The following is a 25,000-nucleotide window of genomic DNA, read 5'->3' on the forward strand; positions in this document are numbered from 1 at the left end:
CACTCATGTGGGTCACTGAAGCGCATTGTTTGCCCGGGACGGGAGGGGTGCTGGGCCCCATTGCCGGGGCGTTTGACCGGAAAAAAATCCAGGCGCCGGTCGCCACGGGCCGCTGGCCACCCGACCCCAATCCGCCCCATGAACCCGGATACGGGCGGGCCCCGCCGAGCCCCGCCACTTCCAGCGCCAGCAGGTTGTGGCAGGCGGTCACGCCGGAGCCGCACTGCATCACCGCAGCATGCGGATCGCCGATCACCGACAGCCATTCCTCACGCAACTGGGCCACGCCCTTGAAGCTGCCATCGGCTTGCAGGTTGTCCTTGAAGAAGCGGTTCCTGGCGCCGGGGATGTGGCCGCCGACTGCGTCCATTGTTTCGTTCTCGCCGCGGAAGCGGTCCGGCGCGCGCGCATCCACCACTTGCAGCGTTTGCGATTTCAAATTCTCCACCAGCGCATGCGCATCCACTGTCTTGACGATCGAGGTCAGGTCCTGGATGTTGCCATGCGCGGCCGGCGGCGGCACTTCCGCCGTCAACTGCTCGCCGAGAGCCTGCCAGGCAGGCACGCCGCCATCCAGCACCGCCACGTCGCTATGGCCGACCCAGCGCAGCATCCACCACAGCCGCGCGGCGAACATGCCGCCGTGGGCGTCGTAAGCTACCACTTGGGTGTCGTTGCTGATGCCCTGTGCACGCATCGCCTCGACGAAACGCTGGCGGTCGGGCAGCGGATGGCGGCCATGGAAGCGGCCCGCCGCGTCGGTCTTGGGGCCGGACAGGCTTTCGTCCAGGTGGACGAAGCGCGCCTGGGGGATGTGGCCGGCGGCATAGGCGTCGCGTCCGGCGTTCGGATTGGCCAGGTCGTGGCGGCAATCGATGATGACCAGGTTCAGGTATTGCGCGCGCGACTTCAGTTCGGCGGCGCTGATCAGGGTGCTGTAGGTCATGCGGTCTCTCCTTGTTCTCGGATGCGGGTAATCGGTGTTCACACTTCGGTAGCGATCGGGTCGACCTTGGGCACGTTCTTGGCGGCGCTCTGGTTGCTGCGCTGGTTACGGTAAGTGGCGAGGATGCCGCTGGCCAGGATGATGGCCACCCCGGTCCAGCCGACCCAGCCCGGCGCATCGCTCCAGATTACCACTCCGAACAGGCTGGAAAACACGATGCCCGTATATTGCAGGTTGGCCGTCAGGAGCGTATTGCCCAGGCGGTAGGCGCGCGTCATGGCGATCTGCGCCAGGGTCGCCGTCAGGCCGATGGTGAATGCCAGCAGCGCGCCGGTGGCCGAATGCGCGTGAAACAGCGGGATCTTGCCAGTGAACAGGTTGCCTGCCAGCCCGGCCACTACGCCGGTCAGCGAGAAGTAGAACACCACACGATATTCGGGTTCCCCCAGCAGGCCCAGCTTGCGCACCTGCAGGTAGACCAGTGCCGAGAGTACCCCGGACACCAGCGCCACCACACCGCCCAGCAATTGGTCGGCATTGAGCGATGGGCGCATCAGCAGCGCCACGCCGATGAAACTCATCAGCACGGTGCCGGCCAGGCCCCATTCGAACTTCTTGGAACCCTTCCACCAGTTGGCGGCGAACAGCATGGCCGCGATCCAGATCGATGACATGTAGTTGAGCGTGGTGGCGGTGGCGACCGGCAGCAGGCTGAATGAATAGAACCACATCCACAGCGAGACCACGCCGACACCGCCGCGGATCAGGTGGTCCTTGGGGAAGGGCGTGCGGAAGGTGCCGCCGCGCACGAACACGATGCCGCAGATCACGGCCACACCCACCAGCCCGCGGCACAATACGATTTCAGCGGTGGTGTAGTAGTCGCCAGCCAGTTTGACGCACACCCCCATGATCGAAAACAGGAAAGAAGCGACGAGCATCCAGAGCGATTGCATGGCGGTGGCGGTTTGTTGTGAGTGAGGGGGAGGTTTTTTGTCCGGTCTTGGGGCGCGATGCGAGGCGGCAGGCTCAGGGGCTGCCGTCACGTTCCCGCAAAAACAAAATCGGCAGCGCCGGACGAGTCCGATGCTGCCGATCCGATACTGCGACCAGGGTTGGTGTTTTGGCAACCATGGCGGGGTAGCTGCGACAGTAAGGTTCGGTCTTGCCTGATCCCTGCCGCTGCGCTTGCATGTGCCGTCTCCCCTTGGGGCCCGCGTCATGCGCGAGCATGTCTATGCCTGTCTATTCTTGCGCGCCTGCCGGCACGTCGAGCTGTGTGCGATACCACTCGTGGAAGTGCTGCATGCCGTCTTCCATCGGCGACTGGTAGGGGCCGACTTCGCTGGTGCCGCGATCCATCAGTATACGACGGCCCGCATCCATGCGCAGGGCGATCTCGTCATCCTCGATGCAGGTCTCCATGTAGGCGGCGCGTTCGGCTTCCACCATCTCCCGTTCGAACAGGGCGATCTCTTCCGGATAGTAGAACTCGACCACGTTGGTGGTCTTCTGCGGGCCGTTGGGCCACAGCGTCGACACCACCAGCACATGCGGATACCACTCGACCATGATGTTGGGATAGAGCGTGAGCCAGATCGCGCCATACTTGGGCGGCGTGCCGTTGCCGAACTTGAGCAGCTTTTCCTGCCACTTGGCGTAGGTCGGCGAGCCGGACTTGGCCAGGCCGTGGTTCACGCCCACGGTCTGCACGCTGTAGTCGCGGCCGAATTCCCATTTCAGGTCGTCGCAGCTGACGAAGTTTCCCAGGCCCGGATGGAAGGGCTCGACGTGGTAGTCCTCAAGATAGACCTCGATGAAGGTCTTCCAGTTGTAGTCGCACTGGTGGACTTCGGTGTGGTCGTACAGATAGCCCGAGAAATCCAGGTCCTTGGCCACGCCGAGGCTGTTCAGCTGCTGCGATACATTGGCGCCGTTGGCCTCGAACAGCAGGCCGCCCCAGTTCTGCAGCGGTGTCTTGGACAGGTTCAGGCAGGGCGTTTCGCCAAAGTGCGGCGCACCGATCAGCTCACCCTTGAGATCATAGGTCCAGCGATGCAGCGGGCATACGATGTTGCGCGCATTGCCACGGCCGTCCAGCATCTTTGCCTGGCGATGGCGGCACACATTGGAAACCAGTTCGATGCCTTGCGCGTTGCGCACCAGCATGCGGCCTTCGTTTTCCCATGGCAACGTGGCGTAGTCGCCCGTCTCCGGTACCATCAGCTCATGGCCGACGTAGCGTGGTCCTTGCTGGAATAAGGTGTTGAGTTCCCGCTGATAAAGCGGCTCGTCGAAGTAGACGTTGACTGGAAGTTGCGCGTTTGATCGCGCCAATTTGGCAAAAGTAGCAAGATCGGACATTTCCGCCCCCAAATTAATTTGCACCAACCTAAGGAAGAAAATCCGTAAAAACCTGTGTTCAAATAATATGAAGAGGAAATTTCGGACAGAACCGTGGATTATACCGCAAAACCCCCATAAGGTTCCGCGTTTTGAGGTCATTTACACAGCATTTTGGCCGAATTTACGCTTTCGGGCCTTTAGTGTTGCTGCAAATCCTGAACTGAATTGATTTTGGAATCGGCGGTTTGTTCTAAAATAGCAGGTTAGATTTTCAAATGGGTCGATATGCCAAGAACCTCAGCCACTGCCGCCGCCAACGCGCCCGCGTCCTTTGAGCAAGCCATGCAAGAACTGGAGCAGCTCGTGGCGCAGATGGAAGCCGGTGAATTGCCGCTGGAAGCTTCGGTGGCCGCCTACAAGCACGGCTCGGAGCTGGTGAAGTTCTGCGCGGCCCAACTGGACAAGGTCGACAGCCAGGTCAAGGTGCTCGAAGGCGAGATGCTCAAGCCCTTCAGCGCAGACCCCGGCACCGGGGAGGACGATTGATGACGGCACGCCTGGGCGCTTCCTTGTCTTTCCTCGATTGGATGCAGCAAGTGCAGACCGGCATGGAAACCGTGCTCGATCGCTTCCTGCCGCCGCTGTCGGTGGTGCCGGCGCGCCTGCATGAGGCGATGCGCTACACCGCGCTGGACGGCGGCAAGCGCGTGCGCCCGCTGCTGGTGTATGCCGCCGGCGACGTGTTCGACACGCCGCTGCCGCTCTTGGAGCGCGCCGCCGCCGCGGTCGAGATGATCCACGTCTACTCGCTGGTGCATGACGACATGCCCTGCATGGACGACGACGCCCTGCGCCGCGGCAAGCCCACCGTCCACATCCAATACGATGAATCCACCGCGCTGCTGGTGGGCGATGCCTTGCAGGCGCAGGCCTTCGACACGTTGTCGGCGCCGCTGGCGGCTGAACTGGGCGCCGCCGACGCCGGCATGCCCGCGCGCCAGTTGCGCATGCTGAACCTGCTGGCTCAGGCCGCCGGTTCGGTGGGCATGTGCGGCGGCCAGGCGATCGACCTGGCCAGCGTCGGCATGACGCTGTCGCTGTCCGAGCTGGAACAGATGCACCGCCTGAAGACCGGCGCCCTGCTGCGCGCGGCGGTGCTGCTGGGCGCGCTGGGCGGCAAGGCGCTGACGGCCGAGGAGAGCGCCGCGCTGGACGACTATGCGCGCGCCATCGGCCTGGCGTTCCAGGTGGTTGACGACATCCTCGACGCCACCGCCGACTCGGCCACGCTGGGCAAGACCGCCGGCAAGGATGCGGCCGACAACAAGCCGACCTATGTGTCGATACTTGGCCTGGGCGAATCGCAGGCGCTGGCTGAAAAGCTGCGCGGCAATGCGCACCAGGCACTGGCGCCATTCGGCGACAAGGCGCGCCGCCTGCGCGAACTTGCCGACCTGATCGTGCAACGCAAGGCATGAGGCCGATCAAGCTTCAGACCCAATCAAACGGTACCAACAGTATGCTGCTCAATTCGATTAACACCCCGGCCGACCTGCGCCGCCTGTCCCGTCCCCAACTCAAGCCGCTGGCCGAGGAGTTGCGCGGCTTTGTGCTGGACTCGGTCTCCAAGACCGGCGGCCACCTGTCGTCCAACCTGGGCACGGTGGAGCTGACCATCGCGCTGCACTACGTCTTCAACACGCCGGAAGACCGCATCGTGTGGGACGTTGGCCACCAGACCTATCCGCACAAGATCCTGACCGGCCGCCGCGACAGCATGTCCACGCTGCGCCAGCAGGATGGCATCTCGGGTTTCCCGCGTCGGGCGGAAAGCGAATACGACACCTTCGGCACCGCGCATTCGTCGACTTCGATTTCGGCAGCGCTGGGCATGGCGATGGCCGCGAAGACGCAAGGTTCTGATCGCCATGCTATTGCCGTCATCGGCGACGGCGCGATGACCGCCGGCATGGCCTTCGAGGCGCTCAACAATGCCGGCGTCTACGATGACGTCAACCTGTTGGTGATCCTGAACGACAACGACATGTCGATTTCACCGCCGGTCGGTGCGCTCAACCGTTACCTGGCGCGCCTGATGTCGGGCAAGTTCTACGCCAAGGCCCGCGATGTGGGCAAGTCGGTGCTGCCGGCGCCTGTGCTGGAACTGGCCAAGCGCCTGGAAGAACATGCCAAGGGCATGATCGTTCCGGCCACCATGTTCGAGGAATTCGGCTTCAACTACATCGGTCCCATCGACGGCCACGACCTCGACTCGCTGGTTCCCACTCTGCAGAACCTGAAGAACCTCAAGGGCCCGCAGTTCCTGCACGTGGTCACCAAGAAGGGCCAGGGCTACAAGCTGGCCGAGGCCGACCCGGTGCTGTATCACGGCCCCGGCAAGTTCAACCCCACTGAAGGCATCAAGCCCAGCGCCAGCGGCAAGCTGACCTATACCCAGGTATTTGGCGACTGGCTGTGCGACATGGCGGCGGCCGACGACAAGCTGGTCGGCATCACCCCGGCCATGCGCGAAGGCTCGGGCATGGTGGGCTTCGAAAAGAAATTTCCCACGCGCTATTACGATGTCGGCATCGCCGAGCAGCATGCGGTGACCTTCGCCGCAGGCATGGCCTGTGAGGGCATGAAGCCGGTGGTGGCGATCTACTCGACCTTCCTGCAGCGTGCCTACGATCAGTTGATCCACGACGTGGCGCTGCAAAACCTTGATGTCACCTTCGCGCTGGACCGCGCCGGCCTGGTCGGCGCCGATGGCGCCACGCATGCCGGCAACTACGACCTGGCCTTCCTGCGCTGTATCCCGAACATGGTGGTGATGGCCGCTTCCGACGAGAATGAGTGCCGCCAGATGCTGTCCACCGCTTACCAGTACAAGGGCCCGGCGGCAGTGCGCTACCCGCGCGGCGCGGGCATCGGGGCAACAGTGCAAAAGAATTTGGACGTGTTGCCTTTGGGGCGTGGCGAAGTCCGCCGCGACGGCCGCGACATCGCGATCCTGGCTTTCGGCAGCATGCTGGCCCCGGCTTTGGGGGCGGGCGACAAGCTCAACGCCACGGTCGCCAACATGCGCTTCATCAAGCCGCTGGATGTGGAACTGGTCAAGCAACTGGCCGCAACCCACGACGCGCTGGTGACGGTGGAAGAGGGCTGCATCATGGGCGGCGCCGGCGCTGCAGTATCGGAAGCGCTGGCCGCTGCCGGCATCACCAAGCCGGTGCTGCACCTGGGTTTGCCTGATCGTTTCATCGACCACGGCGACGCAGGCCAATTGCTGGCCCAATGCGGTCTCGACGCGGGCGGCATCGCCCAGTCCATCGTGCAGCGCTTCGGCAAGGACCAGCCGCGGCTGGTGGTCAATAACGGCTAAGTACAATCCTTGTGCTGAATGAAAACGCCCCGCATCTGCGGGGCGTTTTCATTGCGCCATCCTTTTCAGCGCACGCGATCTTTTTCCCACAGCACATCCTGTCCGCCGGCGGCGCGGTTCAACACACGCGCCAGCACAAAGCACAGGTCGGACAGGCGGTTCAGGTATTGCCGCGCCGGGGCGTTGACGGTGCCGGCTTCGGCCTTGTCCAGCAGCACCACGCTGCGCTCGGCACGGCGGCAGACGGTGCGGCAGACATGCGCCAATGCCGCGCCGCGCGAGCCGCCGGGCAGGATGAATTCCTTTAGCGGCGGCAAGGTGCCGTTGTACTTTTCCAGCAGCGCATCCAGCCGCGCCAGGTGTGTGTCGGCCAGCACCGTATAGCCCGGGATGCACAGTTCGCCGCCGAGGTCGAACAGGTCGTGCTGAATGGAGAGCAGGGCCTGGCGCGTATCGTCCGGCAAGTCCTCGCACAGCAGCAGGCCCAGCTGCGAATTGAGTTCGTCCACATCGCCCAGCGCCTGGATGCGCAGGCTGTCCTTGCCAACGCGGCTGCCGTCGCCCAGGCCGGTGCTGCCGTCGTCGCCGGTCCGGGTGGCGATCTTCGAGAGGCGGTTGCCCATGTCATTTCTCCTACGTGAAGTTGCGCGAGCTTAAGCTGTGCGTCCTGCTTGTGCAAGGCCGGCACGGCATCTTGTCTTGTCGGGCCGGCAAGCAAAAAATGATAAAAAATTCACTTGATTTGATGGGCCGGCTGAAAAGGCATCGGAGATTTGCCGAATCACTTTGCCGCAAGAGAGTAAAATTCATCAGTTGAATCAGTGGTAAGGCCAATTGGCCGGCAGGGGATGCCGGTCATGGCGCCGCAGTTGCAAATCCAATAAAAGAGACGACAGAGACACCCGAGAGAGACACATGAATCACATCGTTGACGCCCAGAAACTCAAGAAACCCGTTCCCCAAGCCTTGCTGGATGAACTGCAGACCCTCTTCGGCAGCCGCCTGTCGACCTCCATGGCCATGCGCGAGCACCACGGCCGCGACGAATCTTCGTATGACCCGATGCTTCCCGATGCGGTGGTGTTCGCGCACACAACCGAGGAAGTCGCTGCCTTCGTCAAGCTGTGCAGCCGCTACGAAACCCCCATCATTCCCTATGGCGCCGGCACTTCGCTGGAAGGCCACATCCTGGCGCTGCAAGGCGGCATCACCATTGACCTGTCGCAGATGAACCGCGTGCTGGCGATCAACCCGGAAGACCTGACCGCCACCGTACAGGCCGGGGTGACCCGCAAGCAACTGAACCAGGAAATCAAGGACACTGGCCTGTTCTTCCCGATCGACCCGGGCGCCGACGCCTCGCTGGGCGGGATGGCCTCGACCCGCGCTTCCGGCACCAACGCCGTGCGTTACGGCACGATGAAGGAAAACACGCTGACCCTGACGGTGGTCACCGCCGACGGCAATATCATCAAGACCGGCACCCGCGCCAAGAAATCCTCCGCTGGCTACGACCTGACCCGCGTCTACGTCGGCAGCGAAGGCACGCTGGGCATCATCACCGAAGTGACGGTGCGCCTGTATCCGCAGCCGGAAGCGATCTCGGCCGCGATCTGCTCCTTCCCCAGCGTGGCCGACGCCGTCAATACCGTGATCCAGACCATCCAGGTCGGCGTGCCGCTGGCGCGCGTGGAGCTACTCGACGAGAACGGCGTCAAGGCGCTCAACGCGCACGACAAGCTGAGCCTGCCGGCCAACCCGCTGCTGCTGTTCGAATTCCACGGCAGCGAAAACGGCGTCAAGGAACAGGCAGAAGTGGTGCAGGACATCGCCAACGACAACAATGCCACCGGCTTCGAATGGGCCACCCGTCCGGAAGACCGCACCCGCCTGTGGACTGCGCGCCATAACGCCTACTTCGCGCTGCTGCAGCTGCGTCCGGGCGCACGCGCCATCTCCACCGACTGCTGCGTGCCGATCTCGCGCCTGGCCGAATGCGTGCTGGAAACCAAGGCCGACTGCGAAGCGCAGGGCCTGATCCACGCCATCATCGGCCACGTCGGCGACGGCAATTTCCACGTACAGATGATGGTCGACCCCAACGATCCGGCCGACATCGCCCGCGCCGAAGGCGTCAACGAACGCATGGTGGCGCGCGCCATTTCCATGGACGGCACCTGCACCGGCGAGCACGGCGTGGGATTGCACAAGATGGATTTCCTGGTGCAGGAGCATGGCGACGGCGCGATTGATGTGATGCGCGCGATCAAGCATGCGCTGGATCCGAAGAACATCATGAACCCCGGCAAGATCCTGCGCTGGGAGCAGTAAGCAGCGCGATGCCGGCGGCTTGCCGCCGGCATCCATCAGGTTGCATTGTCTTCACCCGTCGGCAGCAGTCCGTTTTTCAGCACGATCAGCACGAGAGAATCCATGGCCACCCGCCTCCCACCCGTCCACGCCTTGTCCGCATTCGAAGCGGCAGCCCGGCATAACTCCTTCGCCATCGCCGCGGAAGAGCTCTGCATCACTCCCTCGGCGCTGTCGCACCGTATCCGCCTGCTGGAAGAGTTCGTCGGCGAACGCCTGTTCTACCGCGATGGTCGCTCCATCGGCCTGTCCGAATTCGGCCGCCGTTATCTGGACGTGGTGCGCTCGGCGCTGCGCACGCTGACCGACTTCCCGATGCCGCACCGCAATGCCGCCGTGCAGCCCAAGATCAAGGTGATGCTGCCGCCGACCTTCGCGCGCCACCTGCTGATGCCGCGCATTGTCGACTTCACCCAGCGCTATCCGGAGATCGTGGTCGAGCTGTACCTGTCGGTGCCGCTGTACGACCTGTCGCTGTCGGAAAGCGACGTCGAGATCCGTTTCGGCGCCGGCAACTATCCCAACATCGTCACCGAAAAGCTGTTCGAGGAACCGGCCTTCGCGGTCGCCAGCCCGAACTACCTCAAGACCCTGCCGCCGATGAAGACGCCGGCCGACCTGCAGCACGCCAACTTGCTGCGCTCGGCACTGGAGCCCTGGCAGCCGTGGTTCGAAGCGGCCGGCCTGAAGGATTGGACCGAGCCGTCCACCGGCCTGCGTGTGGACGACCTGGGCCTGTTGCTGGAAGCGGTACGCCACGGCTACGGCATCGGCCTGACCCGCCAGCACTTCGCCGAAGAACTGCTGGCGCGCGGCGAGATCGTCGAACTGTTCGACGTGCGCCTGCGCACGCCGCCGCATGCCTACTACGTGGTCTACGAGCGCTCGGCGCGCGAACGGCCCGAGGTCGATACCTTTATCAGCTGGATGCAGAACGCATTCAAGAATATCTGACGCGCGGTTTTCTCCTGTTTCCTCTTCGTCGTTTCTTCCGTGGTCCCGGCGAAGGCTGGGACCCGGTGGCGGGCGTTGTGCATATCGAAGCGGATTGCCCCGCTGAAAATAATTCATTCCCGCCAAAAATTCTTTTCAGTGCGCGTCGCAGCAACAATCCGGCTTCGCGCGAGCGAAATTCGTTACACTTGGAGCCTTGATAAAGACCCGCGCTGCCGGCTGGGAAGCGGCATCGGCGCGGGCCGAGAACAAGCGAGACAGCAGGCGGATACTCCGTTGCACACCAGCAGCCCCCGGGCCGCTGCCGTTGGGCGATGCCAACGATGCCCTGCGGTCCCCCTAGCCCAAAGCCGAGGTCCAGCATGAATGCTCCCGCCGCCCCATCCTTCGCGCCCGCCCGCCAGCGCGAAGTCGTCGACGCCTTGCGCCGTGCCTTGCCCGCGCATTGCGTGCTGGCCGACGAGGAAGACACCCGCCCCTACGAATGCGACGGCCTGGCCGCTTACCGGCAATTGCCGATGGTGGTCGTGCTGCCCGAGAATGAGGCGCAGGTCGTGGCCGTCATGAAGGTCTGCCATGACCTCAAGGTGCAGATCGTGCCGCGCGGCGCCGGCACCGGCTTGTCCGGCGGCGCCATGCCGATCGCCGACGGCGTGGTGCTGTCGACCGCCAAGCTGAACAAGATCCTGACGATGGACAAGTACTCGCGCACCGCCGTGGTCCAGCCCGGCGTGCGCAACCTGGCCATTTCCGAAGCGGCCGCGCCGCACGGGTTGTACTACGCACCCGACCCATCCTCGCAGATCGCCTGCACCATCGGCGGCAATGTCGCCGAGAACTCCGGCGGCGTGCATTGCCTGAAGTACGGGCTGACCGTACACAACGTGCTGCGCGTGCGCATGGTGACCATCGAAGGCGACGTAGTGGAACTGGGCAGCGGCGCGCTGGATGCGCCTGGCCTCGATTTGCTGGCGGTATTCATCGGTTCCGAAGGCATGCTGGGCGTGGTCACCGAAGTGACCGTCAAGCTCGTGCCCAAGCCGCAGCAGGCGCGCGTGATCATGGCCTCCTTCGACGATGTGGTGAAGGGCGGCAACGCGGTCGCCAATGTGATCGCGGCCGGCATCATCCCCGCCGGTTTGGAAATGATGGACAAGACCAGCTCGCGCATGGTCGAGCCGTTCGTCAAGGCCGGCTACGATGTCGACGCCGAAGCCATCCTGCTGTGCGAATCCGACGGCACGATGGAGGAAGTGGAAGAAGAGATCGGCCGCATGACCGAGGTGCTCAACGCCAGCGGCGCCACGGCAATCGCCTGTTCGCAGTCGGAAGCCGAGCGCCTGCGTTTCTGGTCGGGACGCAAGAACGCCTTTCCGGCCGCCGGCCGCATCTCGCCCGACTACTACTGCATGGACGGCACCATCCCGCGCAAGAAGCTGGCGCAGGTGCTGCTGGGTATCGCCGAGATGGAAAAGAAATACGGCCTGCGCTGCGCCAACGTGTTCCACGCCGGCGACGGCAACCTGCATCCGCTGATCATGTTCGATGCCAACATCGCCGACGAATTTCACCGCGCCGAACTGTTCGGCGCTGAGATCCTGGAGCTGTGCGTGGAAGTGGGCGGCACCATTACCGGCGAGCATGGCGTGGGCATCGAGAAGATCAACTCCATGTGCGTGCAGTTCGCGCCGGCCGAGCGCGAGGCTTTCTTCAAGCTCAAGCGCGCCTTCGACACGGCTTTCCTGCTCAACCCCGACAAGGCCATCCCGACCCTGCACCGCTGCGCCGAGTACGGCAAGATGCACGTGCAGCGCGGCCAGCTGAGCCACCCCGATTTGCCGAGATTCTGAGATGAGCGAACAACAAGACATGAATGCGGTGCTGAACACGTTCCGCCAGCGCATCGCACAGGGAAAGCCGCTGCAGATCCGCGGCGGCGGCACCAAGGACTGGTATGGGCAAGCGCCCAGCGGCGAGGTGCTCGATACGCGCGCCTACAGCGGCATCATCGACTACGAGCCGACCGAACTGGTGATCACCGCGCGCTGCGGCACCACCTTGGCCGAGATCGATGCCGCGCTGGAAAAGAACAACCAGATGCTGGCGTTCGAGCCGCCGCGCTTCGATGGCGCAGCCACCGTGGGCGGCATGGTGGCCGCCGGCCTCTCCGGCCCGGCACGCGGTTGGGCCGGCGCCGTGCGCGACTTCGTGCTGGGTGCGGTGCTGATGGACGCGCAAGGTGAGGAACTGCACTTCGGCGGTCAGGTGATGAAGAACGTCGCCGGCTATGACGTCTCGCGCCTGCTGGCCGGTTCGCTCGGAACCCTGGGCCTGATCCTGCAAGTCTCGCTCAAGGTGTTGCCCAAGCCTTTCGCCAGCAGCACACGCGTGTTCGAGATCAACCAGGAGGGCGCGCTGCGCCTGTTGAACCAGTGGGGCGGCCAACCGCTGCCGCTGGCCGCCAGCGCCTGGAGCAACAATGTGCTGACCATTCGCCTTGCCGGTGCGCAGGCGGCGGTCGACGCGGCAGTCAAGAAACTGGGCGGCAGCGAACTCTCCAACGGCGACGACTTCTGGCGCGACTTGCGCGAGCAGACGCATGCCTACTTTGCCAATCCGGATGCGCCGCTCTGGCGCCTGTCGGTACCTTCGGTGGCGCCGCCGGTCGATTTGCCCGGCGCGCAACTGGTGGAGTGGGGCGGCGCGCAGCGCTGGCTGCGTCCGCAAGGCCTGGTTGATGCAGTGGCCATCCGCGCCGCGGCGTTGGCCGTGGGCGGCAGCGCCAGCTTGCATCGCGGCGGCGACAAGGCGATCGGCGTGTTCCATCCGTTGCAACCGGCGGTGGAGAAGATCCATCGCAACCTCAAAGCACAATTCGACCCGGCCGGCATCTTCAATCCCGGCCGCATGTACGCGGGCCTGTAAGCCGAAAGCCAACAGTTATGCAAACCAATCTAGCCGACTTCATCCGCGACACCCACGAAGGCCAGGAAGCCGACAGCATCCTGCGCAGCTGCGTGCATTGCGGTTTCTGTACCGCCACCTGCCCGACCTACCAGTTGCTGGGCGACGAGCTGGATGGCCCGCGTGGCCGCATCTACCTGATCAAGCAGGTGCTCGAAGGCAAGCCGGCCACGGCTGCCACGCAATCGCACCTGGATCGTTGCCTGACCTGCCGCAACTGCGAATCGACCTGCCCGTCCGGTGTGCAATACGGCCGCCTGGTCGACATCGGCCGCAAGGTGGTGGAGCAGCAAGTGCCGCGCCCGTTGTCGCAGCGCGTGATGCGCACCGCTCTGAAGGAGCTGGTGCCGCGCAAGTGGATCTTCCGTCCCGCGATGAAAGCCGGGCAGATGGTGCGTCCGCTGCTGCCCAAGGCATTGCAGAACAAGGTGCCGGCGCCGCAGGATGCCGGTGTCTGGCCCACGCACACGCATGCGCGCCAGATGCTGCTCCTGGACGGCTGCGTGCAGCCGTCGATGTCGCCCAATATCAACAGCGCCACCGCGCGCGTGCTGGATGCGCTCGGCGTGCAATTGTTCGTGCCGCCCAAGACCGGCTGCTGCGGCGCCATCCGTTTCCACATGAACGACCAGGACGGCGGATTGGACGATATGCGCCGCAATATCGACGCCTGGTGGCCCTATGTGGAAGGAAAGGACGGCATCAAGGCCGAGGCCATCGTGATGAACGCCTCCGGCTGCGGCGTCACCGTGAAGGAATACGGCCACTTGCTGCAGCATGACCATGCCTATGCCGAGAAGGCGCGCCGCATTTCGCACATGACGCGCGACATCAGCGAGATCCTGCCCGACTTCGAACCGCAGTTGCAGGAGAAGCTCAAGGGCTACGCCGGCCGCCGCGTGGCCTACCATCCGCCTTGCACGCTGCAGCACGGCCAGAAGATCCGCGGCAAGGTCGAGTCCATCCTGCGCACGGCCGGGGTGGACGTGCAGCTATGCGCCGACAGCCATTTGTGCTGCGGTTCGGCCGGCACCTATTCGCTGCTGCAGCCGGAGCTGTCCTACCAGCTGCGCGACAACAAACTGAAGAACCTGGCGGCCACCGATCCGGACATGATCGTGACCGGCAACATCGGTTGCGTGACGCACCTGCAGTCCGGCACGCAAACGCCGGTGAAGCACTGGATCGAGCTGCTGGATGCGGCCTTGCAAGGACGAGCCTGAGCGGGCAATGCCAGCCGTACTCTCCCAAGCCCCGCGATGCGGGGCTTTTTTGTGGTCAGAATGATCACATTTCCCGCATTTTGGGGCATTGGGGCCGTCTTGGCTTGACGGACCGCCCCATAAATCAATAAGCTTCGTGCTTTTTATCGCTTGCCGGGAAAAATCCCTGGATATTTCTCATCAGAAACCGCCGTGATCCACAACAATCCGGTGCGCACCTGCCTGATAGCAGGCAGGTGCAACAAGCAACAAAAGCCCCTCATCGCGCCCGGCGCCAGGCTGTTTGACCTGCCTGCGCTTCAGGGCAGGAGATCACATCTTGAAAAAACGCATCCCACCCGCCGCCTACATCTTCGTCGCCATGCTGCTCGGCATCCTGGTCGGCTACCTGGTCTTCACCCACTACGACAAGGCCGAAGCCAAGGAGCTGGCGGGCTACATCTCGATCGCCTCCGACATGTTCCTGCGCCTGATCAAGATGGTGATCGCGCCGCTGGTGTTCTCGACGCTGGTGGTCGGCATCGCCCACATGGGCGATGCCAAGTCGGTGGGCCGCATCTTCGGCAAATCGCTGGCTTGGTTCATGCTGGCTTCCCTGGTGTCGCTGGCACTGGGCATGATCATGGCCAACCTGCTGCAGCCAGGCGCCGGCGTGGCATTGCCGCCGCCCGACGCGGCTAGCGCGGGACTGGCGACCGGCAAGTTCACCGTCAAGGAATTCTTCAATCACCTGGTGCCCAAGTCGGTGGCCGAAGCGATGGCGCAGAACGAAATCCTGCAGATCGTGGTGTTCTCGATGTTCTTCGGCGTCGCGCTGGCGGCGCTGGGCGAGCGCGGCAAGAACCTGCTGGCGGTGGTGGACGACCTCTCGCACGCCATGCTCAAGATCACCGGCTACGTGATGAAGTTCGCGCCGGTCGCGGTGTTCGCCGCGATGGCCGCCACCGTCGCCGTCAACGGACTGGATATCCTGGTCAGCTTCGCGGTCTTCATGCGCGACTTCTATTTGTCGCTGGTGCTGTTGTGGGGCATCCTGATCGGCGCCGGTTTCGTGTTCCTGAAAAAGCGAATCTTCCACCTGCTGGCGTTGATCAAGGAGGCGTTCCTGCTGGCTTTCGCTACCGCCAGTTCGGAAGCAGCCTATCCCAAGCTGCTCGACGCGCTCGACCGCTTCGGCGTCAAGCGCAAGATTTCCAGCTTCGTGATGCCGATGGGGTATTCGTTCAACCTCGACGGTTCGATGATCTACTGCACCTTCGCCACGCTGTTCATCGCCCAGGCCTACGGCATCCACATGCCGCTGTCCACCCAGATCACCATGATGCTGGTGCTGATGCTGACCTCCAAGGGCATCGCCGGCGTGCCGCGTGCTTCGCTGGTGGTGATCGCCGCCACGCTGCACCAGTTCAACATCCCGGAAGCGGGCCTGTTGGTGATCCTCGGTATCGACACCTTCCTCGACATGGGGCGTTCAGCCACCAATGCCGTGGGCAACTCGATCGCTTCGGCGGTGGTCGCCAAATGGGAAGGTGGCTTGCTGAGCGAGGAAGAGGCCCGTGCGGCCGAGCAAGAGATCGAACAGGAAGCGCAAAGCAAGCTGCACGCTTAATCAATAAGCAGGCAAGCAAAAAAGGAGCGCGCCGGGCAACCGGCCTGCTCCTTTTTCTTTGAGCGGAAGGGGCGGGCGTTCAGGCCGGGACGGCTTCGCGCACCTTGGCCGGAATCCACTCCTGCAGCGTGATCTCGATGGTGATGAAAGAGAGGTTGGCGCCGCGCAGGAAACGGCCGGCGAAGATCTTGCCGTCGGTATCGGCCACGACGCCCTGCAACGGGTTGGGATTGGACTTGCCGTCCGAGAAGCCGATCTCGCCGAAGACGTTGAGGATTTCCACGCCGGGGCCGTTGATTTCCATCACGCGCAGGCCGCCGGTGGCGGCGTATTGCAAATGGGCGTCAATCAGGCTGCCGATGGCGCCGCGCACGATGGCGGTCTTCATGCCGTGCTGGCGGCATAGCGCTTCCACGCTCTCGGTCAGGTCCTGATTGGGTTTCAGGCGGGCCATCACCAGCTTGCCCAATGTTCCTTCTTCTACCTGGATGTTGTCGTCTGTCTCTGTTGTCGTTGTATTTAGGTTCGTCATCATGATTCCATGGGTGTCGGATGCAATAGACTGAAGTGCGTCTCTTCATCGCTGTTGACGACAAAGGCGCCTTGGGAAAACAAGCACATGCGGATGATGAGCGGATCGTCGCCCACTTCCACTGTATCAAGCAAAAGATGGCCGCCATGAATGGCGCCATCGCCATCGATAAAGCCCGAATGGCAATGCAATAATACCTTTCCTTCCTGATTTTGGCCCACCGTGATGGCGCCGGTCACAAAGGTGATCGCGCCTTCCAGTACATGCGGCGGGCCGTAGTCATACGGGCGGTTCTGGTCCTTGGTGTTCTCGATGCGGTGGTAGTGCAGGCTGCGCGCGGTGCCGCCGCACATCCGGCCGACGCCGCCGCGCTGGCCATAGCGCGCCAATACCTTGCGCAGCGCCTCGCCGACCTTGGTGCCGGGCGCGAGCGTGATGCGCAGTTCCTCGGCCGGGTTGGCCTCCAGGTCCAGCGTGCGCGGGTAGCTCTGCTGGCCTGCATGAAGGAACTTGCGGACCTCGACAAATCCCGGATGGCCGTCAGCGGGTTTGTTGGAGAGTTTCATAAGCGATAGTCACCTTTCTCCTCAAGCAATGCCTTGATCTGTTTCTTGACGATTTTTCCATAACCGGACTTCGGCATGGTCTCCCAGAACACGAAGCGCCGCGGCCACTTGTACTTCCCGATGCGCTCTTCCAGATGCGCCAGCAGCGCCTCTGCTTCCACTTGCTGCCCGGTCTTGGGCACGATCACGGCCAGTCCGCTCTCGCCCCACTTGGGATCGGGCACGCCCAGCACCGCCACTTCGGAGACCGCCGGATGGGTCAGCAGCGCCTCTTCGATCTCGCGCGGATAGACGTTGGAGCCGCCCGAGATGTACATGTCGGATGAGCGGCCGGTGATGTAGAGGAAACCATCCTTGTCCACATGGCCCAGGTCGCCGGTGTGGAACCAGTCGTGCTTGAAGGCCTTGGCGTTGGCGTCCGGATTGTTGTGGTAGCCCATGAACACGGCCGGGCCGCGCACGCAGATCTCGCCAGTCTCGAAGGCCGCCAGGCGCTTGCCGTCGTCGTTCAGGATGGCGATTTCCATGCCGGTGCGCGGCATGCCGCAGGTGCCCACGCGCGCCTGCGGATGGGCGTCATCCTCATGGTGCATGTAGGGCGGCAGGAAGGTGATGTTGCCGGTCACTTCGCCCAGGCCGTAGTACTGCACCAGCACCTTGCCCAGCTTCTTGAGCGCATAGACCTGGTCGGCGCGGTACATCGGCGCGCCGGCGTAGATCACGTGCTTGAGCGAGGAGTGGTCGTAGCGGTCGACCGACTCGTCTTCCACCAGGATCTTGACGATGGTGGGCACGGTGAACAGGTTGTCCACCTTGTATCTCTCGACCAACTGCCAGGCTTCTTCTACCACCAGGCGTTCCGACGACAGCAGGATGCTGGCCGCGCCGCGCGCGGTGTTGATCACGGCATGGATGCCGGCGCCGTGCGACAGCGGCGCCACCACCAGCGAGCGCGATTCGTGGTTCAGGCCCGGCATCAGGTCGGCCAGGTGGTTGGTGACCACGAAAGCCATCTGTCCGTGCGCCAGCATGCCGGCCTTGGGGTGGCCGGTGGTGCCGGAGGTATAGAAGAACCACAGCGGATCTTCGTAATCGACTTCGACTTCGTCGAAGGCTTGTTGGCCGGCATCGGCTACCAACGTATCGAAATCCAGTTCGCCCGGACGCGGGTCGGCCAGCGCGATCACGTGTTCCAGCACCGGCGAGGCTGCCTTGACCGCATCCACGTAGTTGGCGAAGCCCTGGTCATAGAGCATCACCGAGGCGCCGCTGGACTGGCCGAGGTAGGCCGCTTCGGGAGGAGTGATGCGGAAGTTGGTCGGAACCCAGACCACGCCCAGCTTGAAAGCGGCCCAGGCGCTTTCGAAGATCTGCTGGTTGTTGCGCGAATGGACCAGCATCTTGTCGCCCTTTTTCACGCCGCGCTTGGCCAGCGCGTGCGCCAAGGCGTCGACGCGGTCGTTGATCTGCTTCCAGGTGATGATTTTGTCTTCACCATTGACGCCGCCGCGGCTCAGGATCAGGCCAGGTTCGTCGGGAAAGCGGCGCGCCACGTCGGATAGCAGGCGGCCCAGGTTCATGACTTTCTTTAACATCGTCTCACTCGTTCTAATTGAAATTGGCGTTGCTTCTGCGTTGTTGCCGTGCTGCCCATTGTCTTGCAATGGGCGCCGCCCGCTGGATGAATGCGGGCGGCGGAAGGGGAAGAGGGATCAGTGGATGCGTTCCAGGATGCTGACGTAGTTGGCCACCGCTGCGCCGCCCATGTTGAACACGCCGGCGTATTTGGCGTTGGCGATCTGCATGTCGCCGGCGTCGTGCGAGGCTTGCATTGCCGCCATCACGTGCATCGACACGCCCGTGGCGCCGACCGGGTGGCCCTTGGACTTCAAGCCGCCGGAAGGGTTGACCGGCAGCTTGCCGTCCTTGGCGGTAACGCCGTCGAGGATCACGCGCGCGCCCTGGCCGTGCGGCGCCAGGCCCATCGCTTCATATTCCAGCAGTTCGGCCACGGTGAAGCAGTCATGCGTTTCCACCAGCGACAGGTCGTTGAGCGACAGGCGCGCATTGCCCAGCGCCTGCTTCCAGGCCAGTGCGGCGGCTTCGAAGCGGGTGGCGTCGCGGCGCGACAGCGGCAGGTAGTCGTTGACGTGCACCGCGGCGCGGAACTGCACTGCGCGCGGCATCGACTTGGCGGCGTCGGCCGCGCTGATCACCATGGCGGCGGCGCCGTCGGAAATCAGCGAGCAGTCGGTGCGCTTGAGCGGGCCGGCCACGAACGGGTTCTTCTCCGACACATTGCGGCAGAAGTCGAAGCCGAAGTCCTTGCGCATGTGGGCGTAAGGGTTGGACATGCCGTTCTTGTGGTTCTTGGCGGCGATCGCGGCCAGCGCGTCGGACTGGTCGCCGAAGCGGTCGAAGTAACTCTGCGCGATCTTGCCGAACACGCCGGCGAAACCGCCGGGGATGCCAGCCTCTTCCTTGGCATAGCAAGCTTTCAGCAGCACTTCGCCTACTTGCGCCGTGGCCAGCTCGGTCATTTTCTCGAAGCCGATCACCAGCACGTGTTTGGACTCGCCGGCCTTGATCGATTGCAGGCCCGAGTGGATCGCAGCCGAACCGGTGGCGCAGGCGTTCTCCAGGCGCACGGCCGGCTTGAAGCGCAGTTGCGGCAGGCTGTTGAAGACCAGCGAAGCCGGGAAGTCCTGGTACAGGAAGCCGGCATTGAAGGTGCCGACGTGGACGGAATCGATATCTTCCGGCTGCAGGCCGGCGTGCTCGATGGCGGCCTTGGCGACTTGGCCGATCAGCACTTCGGGATCGATGCCGTCGAGTTTGCCGAATTGGGAATGATGCCAGCCGGTAATGCAGGGTGCGGATGCAGAAGCAGTCATTTTATTTGTCCTTGTAAGACGTGGTCGGTACGGTTGATGTGAACGCAATATGCAAAATCGATGCCACGCATCCGAACCGTCATTCAGAGCCTTGTGGGCTTCGGTGCGAATGGTGGGGTGGCCTGCGTGCGGGCCCGCCGGATCAAGATAGCACGACTGTGCGGCAGGTGAATTTGCTGCGGCGCGCAAAGAAAATATAGTGGAAATTGCCTGGTACAACTGTCCGCGATGCGACACTCCTGCGACACAAATGCGACAGGTGTCGCATCAATTCCCATCAAATAAATTGTTGCCAAGGGCGCGCCCGCCCTTGTCCTTTCGCGCTGTTATCGCAGAGAATACAGGCGCAATGCCGATGACAGGGAGGAGACGCCCGCGCTGCCGAGGGAGGATTGGCGGCTTGGCATCCAAATTGCTCTGTTGAGGCTAAGCAGTGCCGACAACAAGGGAGCCGTTTGCATTCCGGCATCCGGGTTCCAGTTCATATAAAACTACAAACAGGAGATAAACAGATGGGAAACCCCACTGGCAAGATCACGCGCCGTTCTTTTCTGAAGACCGCCTCGGTTGCCTCGGCTGCCGCCGCGACCGGCCTGTACGGTACGTCCGCGCATGCCGCCGAATTCACCTTCAAGTACGCCAACAACCTCCCGGTGTCGCACCCGATGAACACGCGCGCCAAGGAAATGGCCGCCAAGATCGCGGAACAGTCCAAGGGCCGCATCGAATTGCAGATCTACCCCAACAACCAGTTGGGTACCGACACCGACATGCTGTCGCAAGTGCGCGCCGGCGCGATCGATTTCTTCACGCTGTCGCCGCTGATCCTGGGTACCCTGGTGCCGGCCGCGCAGATTTCCGGCATCGGCTTTGCCTTCAAGGACTACAACCAGGTGTGGGCTGCCATGGACGGCGAACTGGGTGCGCACGTGCGCAAGCAGATCGAAGCCAAGTCGACCCTGTTCGCCTTTGAAAAGATCTGGGACAACGGCTACCGCCAGATCACCAACAGCACCCGTCCGATCAAGAGCGCCGACGACCTGAAGGGCATGAAGCTGCGCGTGCCGCCGAGCCCGCTGTGGACTTCGATGTTCCGCGCCGTGGAATCCGCGCCGACATCCATCAACTTCGCCGAAGTGTATTCCGCGCTGCAGACCAAGATCGTCGAAGGCCAGGAAAACCCGCTGGCGATCATCTCCACCGCCAAGCTGTACGAAGTGCAGAAGTACTGCTCCATCACCAACCATATGTGGGACGGTTTCTGGTTCCTGGGCAACAAGAAGTCCTTCGAGCGCCTGCCCAAGGATTTGCAGGAAGTCATGGCCCGCAACGTCAACGAAGCCGGCCTGAACCAGCGCGTCGACGTCAAGGCGCTCAACGACTCGCTGATCGGCGAAATGAAGGGCAAGGGCCTGACCTTCAACGATACCGATAACGATTCGTTCCGCGCCAAGCTGCGCAGCGCGGGCTTCTATGCCGAATGGCACAAGAAGTTCGGCGATGAGCCGTGGGCATTGCTGGAAAAATACACCGGCAAACTGGCCTGATCTGAATCCGCTGGAGGTTGATGATGGACGTTGCAATGACTTACCGCGAGCCGGTGAACATGAACCCGGCCGCGCGCGCCCTGGTGGCGCTGAACCGCATGGTAATGCATGTGGTCGGCGCCGTCGCGGCGGCGCTGGTGGTAGCCGAGACGGTGGTGCTGTTGACCGGCGTCATTTACCGCTACGCGCTGCACGACCCGCTGATATGGTCGGATGAACTGGCCTCGATCCTGTTCATCTGGCTGTCGATGCTGGGCGCCGTCCTGGCGCTGAACCGGGGCGAGCACATGCGGCTGACTGCCGTCATCAACAAGTGTTCGGAAAAGGGCCGCGTCTGGCTGGAGACGGTCGCGGCCCTGGTGGTCTGTATTTTCGTGCTGATGGTGATCCACCCTGCGGTGGATCACGCGGTCGAACAGATGGCGATCACCACGCCGGCACTGGAAATTCCCGATGGCCTGCGCGCCGGCGCCTTGCCGGTGGGCGCAATCCTGATGCTGCTGGCGGCGATTTCGCGCATGGCCTCGATGACCACCTTCCGGCTGTTGCTGTCCGCGCTGGCGGTAGTGGCCGTGATCGCCGGTGGCTTGTTCCTGGCCAAGCCGCTCCTGCTGGGCATGGGCAATTACAACCTGATCGTCTTCTTCGTGCTGCTGATCGGCGTATGCGTGATCGGCGGCATTCCCATCGCCTTCGCCTTCGGTACCGCCACCATGGCCTACCTGGCGCTGGCAACCACCGCGCCGCTGATGATCGTGGTCAGCCGCATGGACGAGGGCATGTCCAGCCTGATCCTGCTGTCGGTGCCGCTGTTCGTGCTGCTCGGCTCCCTCTTGGAAATGTCGGGGCTGGCCAAGACGCTGATCGATTTCATGGCCTCGCTGCTGGGCCACGTGCGCGGCGGTCTGCAATACGTGCTGCTGGGCGCGATGTTCCTGGTGTCGGGCATCTCCGGCTCCAAGGCGGCCGATATGGCGGCGATTGCACCGGCCTTGTTCCCTGAGATGAAAAAGCGCGGTTCCAAGCCGGAAGAACTGGTGGCGCTGCTGTCGTCTTCCGGTGCGATGACCGAAACCATTCCTCCCAGCCTGGTGCTGATTACTATCGGTGCAGTCTGCAGCGTGTCGATCACGGCGCTGTTCATCGGCGGCCTGATGCCGGCGGCCATCGCCACCATCGCCATTGCCGTGGTGTGCTGGATGCGCGCGCGCCGCGAACCGATGCCGGACGTCAAGCGTGCGCCGATGTCGCTGATCATGAAGACCATGATCGCCGCGATTCCCGCCCTGGCGCTGCCGATGCTGATCCGCGTGGCAGTGATCGAAGGCGTGGCCACCGCGACCGAAGTGGCGACGATCGGCGTGGCCTACACCATCGTGGTCGGCCTGATCATGCATATGTTCAAGGGGCACCTGGACTTCAAGCGCCTCTACCCGATTCTGATCGAGTCGGCGGCCTTGTCCGGCGCCATCCTGCTGATCATCGGCATGGCTACCTCGATGGCCTGGGCACTGACGCAGTCCGGCTTCTCGGCCAAGCTGGTGTCGCTGATGCAAGGCGTGCCGGGCGGCGGTGCGGGATTCCTTCTGATCACCATCGTCATCTTCATCGTGCTGGGCAGCCTGCTGGAAGGCATTCCCGCCATCGTGCTGTTCGGCCCGCTGCTGTTCCCGGTGGCGCGTTCGCTGGGCGTGCATGACGTGCACTACGCCATGGTGGTGATCCTGGCCATGGGCATCGGCTTGTTCGCTCCGCCCTTCGGCGTCGGCTTCTATGCCGCCTGCGCGATCGGCAAGGTCTCACCGGATGGCGTGTTCAACCGCGTGTGGGGCTATCTGGCCGCACTGGTGGTGGCGCTGCTGGTGGTGGCCTTCGTGCCATGGATTTCCATCGGCTTCCTCTGATCCTCAGCCAAGTCACCCGAGACAGACCACTGACAAGGTAACGACTTAAAAACGGCGGCCCCACCTTCTTCTCCGGGGCCGCCTCCATTCACGGAGACAACATGAACCAAAGCGATAGCGGCGCCCGCGTGGCGCTCGTGACGGGCGGAGCCATGGGCATCGGCGCCGCGATTTGCCAGCAACTGGCAGCCAAGGGCCACACCGTCCTGGTGTCGGACATCAACCTGGAGGCCGCCACCAAGACCGCCGCCGCACTGGTCGAGGCTGGCCACAAGGCGGCTCCGCTACAGATGGACGTGGGCAACCCCGATTCGATCGCCAAGGCGTTCGCCGCCGTCGAGAAGGACTATGGCCGCTGCGACGTGCTGATCAACAACGCCGGTATCGCCAAGACCTATCCCTTCCTCGACTTCCCGATCGACAACTGGATGCAGACCATGAACATCAACGTCACCGGCGTGCTGGTGGCGGGGCAGCTGGCGGCGCGCCTGATGCTGAAGAACAAGTGGGGCCGCATCGTCAACATCTCGTCGATCTCGGGCATCCGCGCAGGCGCCGGGCGTACTGCCTACGGCACGTCGAAGTCGGCGGTGATCGGCCTGACGCGCCAGATGGCCATCGAACTGGCCGAGCACGGCATTACCGTCAACAGCGTGGCGCCGGGTCCGGTCGACACCCCCATGACGCAGGCTATCCACTCGGAAGAGACGCGCCAGAGCTACTACCGGCTGGTGCCGATGCGCCGCTACGGCAGCACCGATGAGATCGCTGCTGCCGTGACCTTCCTGGCCGGCGACGAGTCGTCTTACATCACCGGCCATGTGATTCCGGTCGACGGCGGCTTTGTCGCCGGCGGCGTGCTGGAAATCTGAATTCAACAATCCACAGGAGACAAGCAATGCAAAAGCTGATGGAAGGCAAGGTCATCATCGTTACCGGCGCCGGTTCGGTGGGCGAGGGCTGGGGCAACGGCAAGGCTGCGGCGGCGCTGTATGCGCGCGAAGGCGGCAAGGTGCTGGCGGTGGACCGCAGCATCGACGCCGCCAGGCAGACCCAGGAAATTATCCGTAGCGAAGGCGGCGTGTGCGAGGTGATCGCTGCCGACGTTTCGAAATCGGCGGATGTGAAGGCGATTGCCGATGCGGCCATGGACCACTTCGGCCGCGTCGACGTGCTGCATAACAACGTCGGTATCGCCGAGACCGGCGGCCCGGTGGAGACCAGCGAAGAGAGCTGGAACCGCCTGGTGGCGGTCAACCAGACCAGCCTGTTCCTGACCCATAAGTTCGTGCTGCCGATCATGGAGAAGCAGAAGAAGGGCGCTATCGTCAACATCTCGTCGCTGGCGGCGTTGCGCTGGATCGGGTTTCCTTATCTGGGTTATACCGCGACCAAGGCGGCGATCCTGGCCTTTACCAAGAACGTGGCGATGCAGTATGCGCCGGTCGGTATTCGTGCCAATTGCGTGTTGCCGGGGTTGATGGATACGCCGATGATTCGCGAGCCGCTGAAGGCTTCCTATGGCGGGGATATCGAGGAGATGCGGGCCAAGCGGCATGCGCAGTGTCCGATGGGGTTCATGGGGGATGCTTGGGATGTGGCGCATGCGTCGCTGTTTTTGGCGTCGGATAATGCGCGTTACATCACTGGCTTGGATCTGATCGTTGATGGTGGTTTGTCGCTGAAGTGCACCTGATTGTTCTGGTGCTGGAGGTAGTGGGTAGTCTGGTCTTGCTGCCTGTTGATGTACTGGCTTTATG

At 63.1% G+C, this 25,000-nt stretch carries 20 protein-coding genes and 1 pseudogene; 13 read left to right on the plus strand and 8 right to left on the minus strand.

Features of this window, described 5'->3' with window-relative positions; genetic code table 11:
- Nucleotides 1–94: 94 nt before the first annotated feature.
- From AKL28_RS20390 to AKL28_RS20400, 3 genes and pseudogenes are all read right to left on the minus strand, one after another.
- A pseudogene (locus AKL28_RS20390) lies at nt 95–946 on the minus strand (sulfurtransferase); the annotation flags it as partial.
- 38 nt (nt 947–984) lie between these two features.
- Nucleotides 985–1,902 carry a DMT family transporter gene (locus tag AKL28_RS20395; protein ID WP_050470149.1) on the minus strand — a complete coding sequence of 306 codons (918 nt, stop codon included), beginning with the start codon at nt 1,900–1,902 and terminating at the stop codon, nt 985–987.
- Between the two features lie 289 nt (nt 1,903–2,191).
- Nucleotides 2,192–3,310: an aromatic ring-hydroxylating oxygenase subunit alpha gene (locus AKL28_RS20400; protein ID WP_050470150.1), complete on the minus strand. Its 1,119-nt coding sequence runs from the start codon at nt 3,308–3,310 to the stop codon at nt 2,192–2,194.
- A gap of 267 nt (nt 3,311–3,577) precedes the next feature.
- Here AKL28_RS20400 and AKL28_RS20405 point away from each other — a divergent pair, with 267 nt between their 5' ends.
- From AKL28_RS20405 to dxs, 3 genes are read left to right on the plus strand one after another with little or no spacing between them, the layout of a single operon-like run.
- A complete protein-coding gene (locus tag AKL28_RS20405) occupies nt 3,578–3,838 on the plus strand; it encodes an exodeoxyribonuclease VII small subunit (RefSeq protein ID WP_050470151.1) in 261 nt (86 codons plus the stop codon).
- Nucleotides 3,838–4,770, plus strand: a complete 933-nt coding sequence (locus tag AKL28_RS20410; protein ID WP_050470152.1) for a polyprenyl synthetase family protein — start codon at nt 3,838–3,840, stop codon at nt 4,768–4,770. Before AKL28_RS20405 ends, AKL28_RS20410 begins: the two co-directional genes overlap by 1 nt.
- Nucleotides 4,771–4,811: 41 nt before the next feature.
- A complete protein-coding gene (dxs, locus tag AKL28_RS20415) occupies nt 4,812–6,677 on the plus strand; it encodes a 1-deoxy-D-xylulose-5-phosphate synthase (protein WP_050470153.1) in 1,866 nt (621 codons plus the stop codon).
- Between the two features lie 65 nt (nt 6,678–6,742).
- On the opposite strand, the gene AKL28_RS20420 is transcribed toward dxs, so the two are convergent.
- Nucleotides 6,743–7,300, minus strand: coding sequence for a cob(I)yrinic acid a,c-diamide adenosyltransferase (locus AKL28_RS20420; RefSeq protein ID WP_050470154.1), 558 nt, complete (start codon nt 7,298–7,300; stop codon nt 6,743–6,745).
- 292 nt (nt 7,301–7,592) lie between these two features.
- Between AKL28_RS20420 and AKL28_RS20425 the strand changes: the two genes are divergently transcribed.
- The 6 genes from AKL28_RS20425 to AKL28_RS20450 all read left to right on the plus strand — a co-directional run bounded on the left by AKL28_RS20425 (nt 7,593) and on the right by AKL28_RS20450 (nt 15,797).
- Nucleotides 7,593–9,008 (plus strand): FAD-binding oxidoreductase, encoded by a 1,416-nt coding sequence (locus AKL28_RS20425; protein WP_050470155.1) that lies wholly within the window; start codon nt 7,593–7,595, stop codon nt 9,006–9,008.
- Nucleotides 9,009–9,110: 102 nt separating this feature from the next.
- Nucleotides 9,111–10,001, plus strand: a complete 891-nt coding sequence (locus tag AKL28_RS20430) for a LysR substrate-binding domain-containing protein (protein ID WP_050470156.1) — start codon at nt 9,111–9,113, stop codon at nt 9,999–10,001.
- Between the two features lie 362 nt (nt 10,002–10,363).
- Nucleotides 10,364–11,851: an FAD-linked oxidase C-terminal domain-containing protein gene (locus AKL28_RS20435; protein WP_050470157.1), complete on the plus strand. Its 1,488-nt coding sequence runs from the start codon at nt 10,364–10,366 to the stop codon at nt 11,849–11,851.
- A gap of 1 nt (nt 11,852) precedes the next feature.
- Nucleotides 11,853–12,926 (plus strand): glycolate oxidase subunit GlcE, encoded by a 1,074-nt coding sequence (glcE, locus tag AKL28_RS20440; RefSeq protein ID WP_050470158.1) that lies wholly within the window; start codon nt 11,853–11,855, stop codon nt 12,924–12,926.
- 17 nt (nt 12,927–12,943) lie between these two features.
- Nucleotides 12,944–14,188 (plus strand): glycolate oxidase subunit GlcF, encoded by a 1,245-nt coding sequence (gene glcF / locus AKL28_RS20445; protein ID WP_050470159.1) that lies wholly within the window; start codon nt 12,944–12,946, stop codon nt 14,186–14,188.
- 319 nt (nt 14,189–14,507) lie between these two features.
- Nucleotides 14,508–15,797, plus strand: a complete 1,290-nt coding sequence (locus AKL28_RS20450; protein WP_050470160.1) for a dicarboxylate/amino acid:cation symporter — start codon at nt 14,508–14,510, stop codon at nt 15,795–15,797.
- Nucleotides 15,798–15,876: 79 nt separating this feature from the next.
- On the opposite strand, the gene AKL28_RS20455 is transcribed toward AKL28_RS20450, so the two are convergent.
- From AKL28_RS20455 to AKL28_RS20470, 4 genes are all read right to left on the minus strand, one after another.
- Nucleotides 15,877–16,329 carry a PPC domain-containing DNA-binding protein gene (locus AKL28_RS20455; RefSeq protein ID WP_414735704.1) on the minus strand — a complete coding sequence of 151 codons (453 nt, stop codon included), beginning with the start codon at nt 16,327–16,329 and terminating at the stop codon, nt 15,877–15,879.
- Nucleotides 16,329–16,895 carry a PCC domain-containing protein gene (locus AKL28_RS20460; RefSeq protein WP_050470163.1) on the minus strand — a complete coding sequence of 189 codons (567 nt, stop codon included), beginning with the start codon at nt 16,893–16,895 and terminating at the stop codon, nt 16,329–16,331. Before AKL28_RS20460 ends, AKL28_RS20455 begins: the two co-directional genes overlap by 1 nt.
- Entirely contained in the window at nt 16,892–18,514 is a 1,623-nt protein-coding gene (locus AKL28_RS20465; protein ID WP_414735705.1) for an acyl-CoA synthetase, read from the minus strand. Before AKL28_RS20465 ends, AKL28_RS20460 begins: the two co-directional genes overlap by 4 nt.
- A gap of 93 nt (nt 18,515–18,607) precedes the next feature.
- Nucleotides 18,608–19,789, minus strand: coding sequence for an acetyl-CoA acetyltransferase (locus AKL28_RS20470; protein WP_050470166.1), 1,182 nt, complete (start codon nt 19,787–19,789; stop codon nt 18,608–18,610).
- 512 nt (nt 19,790–20,301) lie between these two features.
- Here AKL28_RS20470 and AKL28_RS20475 point away from each other — a divergent pair.
- From AKL28_RS20475 to AKL28_RS20490, 4 genes are all read left to right on the plus strand, one after another.
- Nucleotides 20,302–21,336: a TRAP transporter substrate-binding protein gene (locus AKL28_RS20475; RefSeq protein ID WP_050470167.1), complete on the plus strand. Its 1,035-nt coding sequence runs from the start codon at nt 20,302–20,304 to the stop codon at nt 21,334–21,336.
- Between the two features lie 20 nt (nt 21,337–21,356).
- Nucleotides 21,357–23,240: a TRAP transporter large permease gene (locus AKL28_RS20480; RefSeq protein WP_050470168.1), complete on the plus strand. Its 1,884-nt coding sequence runs from the start codon at nt 21,357–21,359 to the stop codon at nt 23,238–23,240.
- A gap of 101 nt (nt 23,241–23,341) precedes the next feature.
- Entirely contained in the window at nt 23,342–24,112 is a 771-nt protein-coding gene (locus tag AKL28_RS20485; protein WP_050470169.1) for an SDR family NAD(P)-dependent oxidoreductase, read from the plus strand.
- 26 nt (nt 24,113–24,138) lie between these two features.
- Entirely contained in the window at nt 24,139–24,936 is a 798-nt protein-coding gene (locus AKL28_RS20490; RefSeq protein ID WP_050470170.1) for an SDR family NAD(P)-dependent oxidoreductase, read from the plus strand.
- The last annotated feature ends 64 nt before the right edge of the window (nt 24,937–25,000 follow it).

Origin of the sequence: Herbaspirillum chlorophenolicum (assembly GCF_001189955.1) — a bacterium.
In the GTDB taxonomy this organism is placed as follows: domain Bacteria; phylum Pseudomonadota; class Gammaproteobacteria; order Burkholderiales; family Burkholderiaceae_D; genus Herbaspirillum; species Herbaspirillum chlorophenolicum.

Coding starts and splice junctions, on each gene's coding strand:
- dxs (WP_050470153.1), top strand. CDS start 4,812: ATGCTGCTCAATTCGATTAACACCCCGGCCGACCTGCGCCGCCTGTCC.
- AKL28_RS20430 (WP_050470156.1), top strand. CDS start 9,111: ATGGCCACCCGCCTCCCACCCGTCCACGCCTTGTCCGCATTCGAAGCG.
- AKL28_RS20395 (WP_050470149.1), bottom strand. CDS start 1,902: ATGCAATCGCTCTGGATGCTCGTCGCTTCTTTCCTGTTTTCGATCATG.
- AKL28_RS20475 (WP_050470167.1), top strand. CDS start 20,302: ATGGGAAACCCCACTGGCAAGATCACGCGCCGTTCTTTTCTGAAGACC.
- AKL28_RS20425 (WP_050470155.1), top strand. CDS start 7,593: ATGAATCACATCGTTGACGCCCAGAAACTCAAGAAACCCGTTCCCCAA.
- glcF (WP_050470159.1), top strand. CDS start 12,944: ATGCAAACCAATCTAGCCGACTTCATCCGCGACACCCACGAAGGCCAG.
- AKL28_RS20420 (WP_050470154.1), bottom strand. CDS start 7,300: ATGGGCAACCGCCTCTCGAAGATCGCCACCCGGACCGGCGACGACGGC.
- AKL28_RS20455 (WP_414735704.1), bottom strand. CDS start 16,329: ATGACGAACCTAAATACAACGACAACAGAGACAGACGACAACATCCAG.
- AKL28_RS20460 (WP_050470163.1), bottom strand. CDS start 16,895: ATGAAACTCTCCAACAAACCCGCTGACGGCCATCCGGGATTTGTCGAG.
- AKL28_RS20410 (WP_050470152.1), top strand. CDS start 3,838: ATGACGGCACGCCTGGGCGCTTCCTTGTCTTTCCTCGATTGGATGCAG.
- AKL28_RS20485 (WP_050470169.1), top strand. CDS start 23,342: ATGAACCAAAGCGATAGCGGCGCCCGCGTGGCGCTCGTGACGGGCGGA.
- AKL28_RS20480 (WP_050470168.1), top strand. CDS start 21,357: ATGATGGACGTTGCAATGACTTACCGCGAGCCGGTGAACATGAACCCG.
- AKL28_RS20400 (WP_050470150.1), bottom strand. CDS start 3,310: ATGTCCGATCTTGCTACTTTTGCCAAATTGGCGCGATCAAACGCGCAA.
- AKL28_RS20405 (WP_050470151.1), top strand. CDS start 3,578: ATGCCAAGAACCTCAGCCACTGCCGCCGCCAACGCGCCCGCGTCCTTT.
- glcE (WP_050470158.1), top strand. CDS start 11,853: ATGAGCGAACAACAAGACATGAATGCGGTGCTGAACACGTTCCGCCAG.
- AKL28_RS20470 (WP_050470166.1), bottom strand. CDS start 19,789: ATGACTGCTTCTGCATCCGCACCCTGCATTACCGGCTGGCATCATTCC.
- AKL28_RS20490 (WP_050470170.1), top strand. CDS start 24,139: ATGCAAAAGCTGATGGAAGGCAAGGTCATCATCGTTACCGGCGCCGGT.
- AKL28_RS20435 (WP_050470157.1), top strand. CDS start 10,364: ATGAATGCTCCCGCCGCCCCATCCTTCGCGCCCGCCCGCCAGCGCGAA.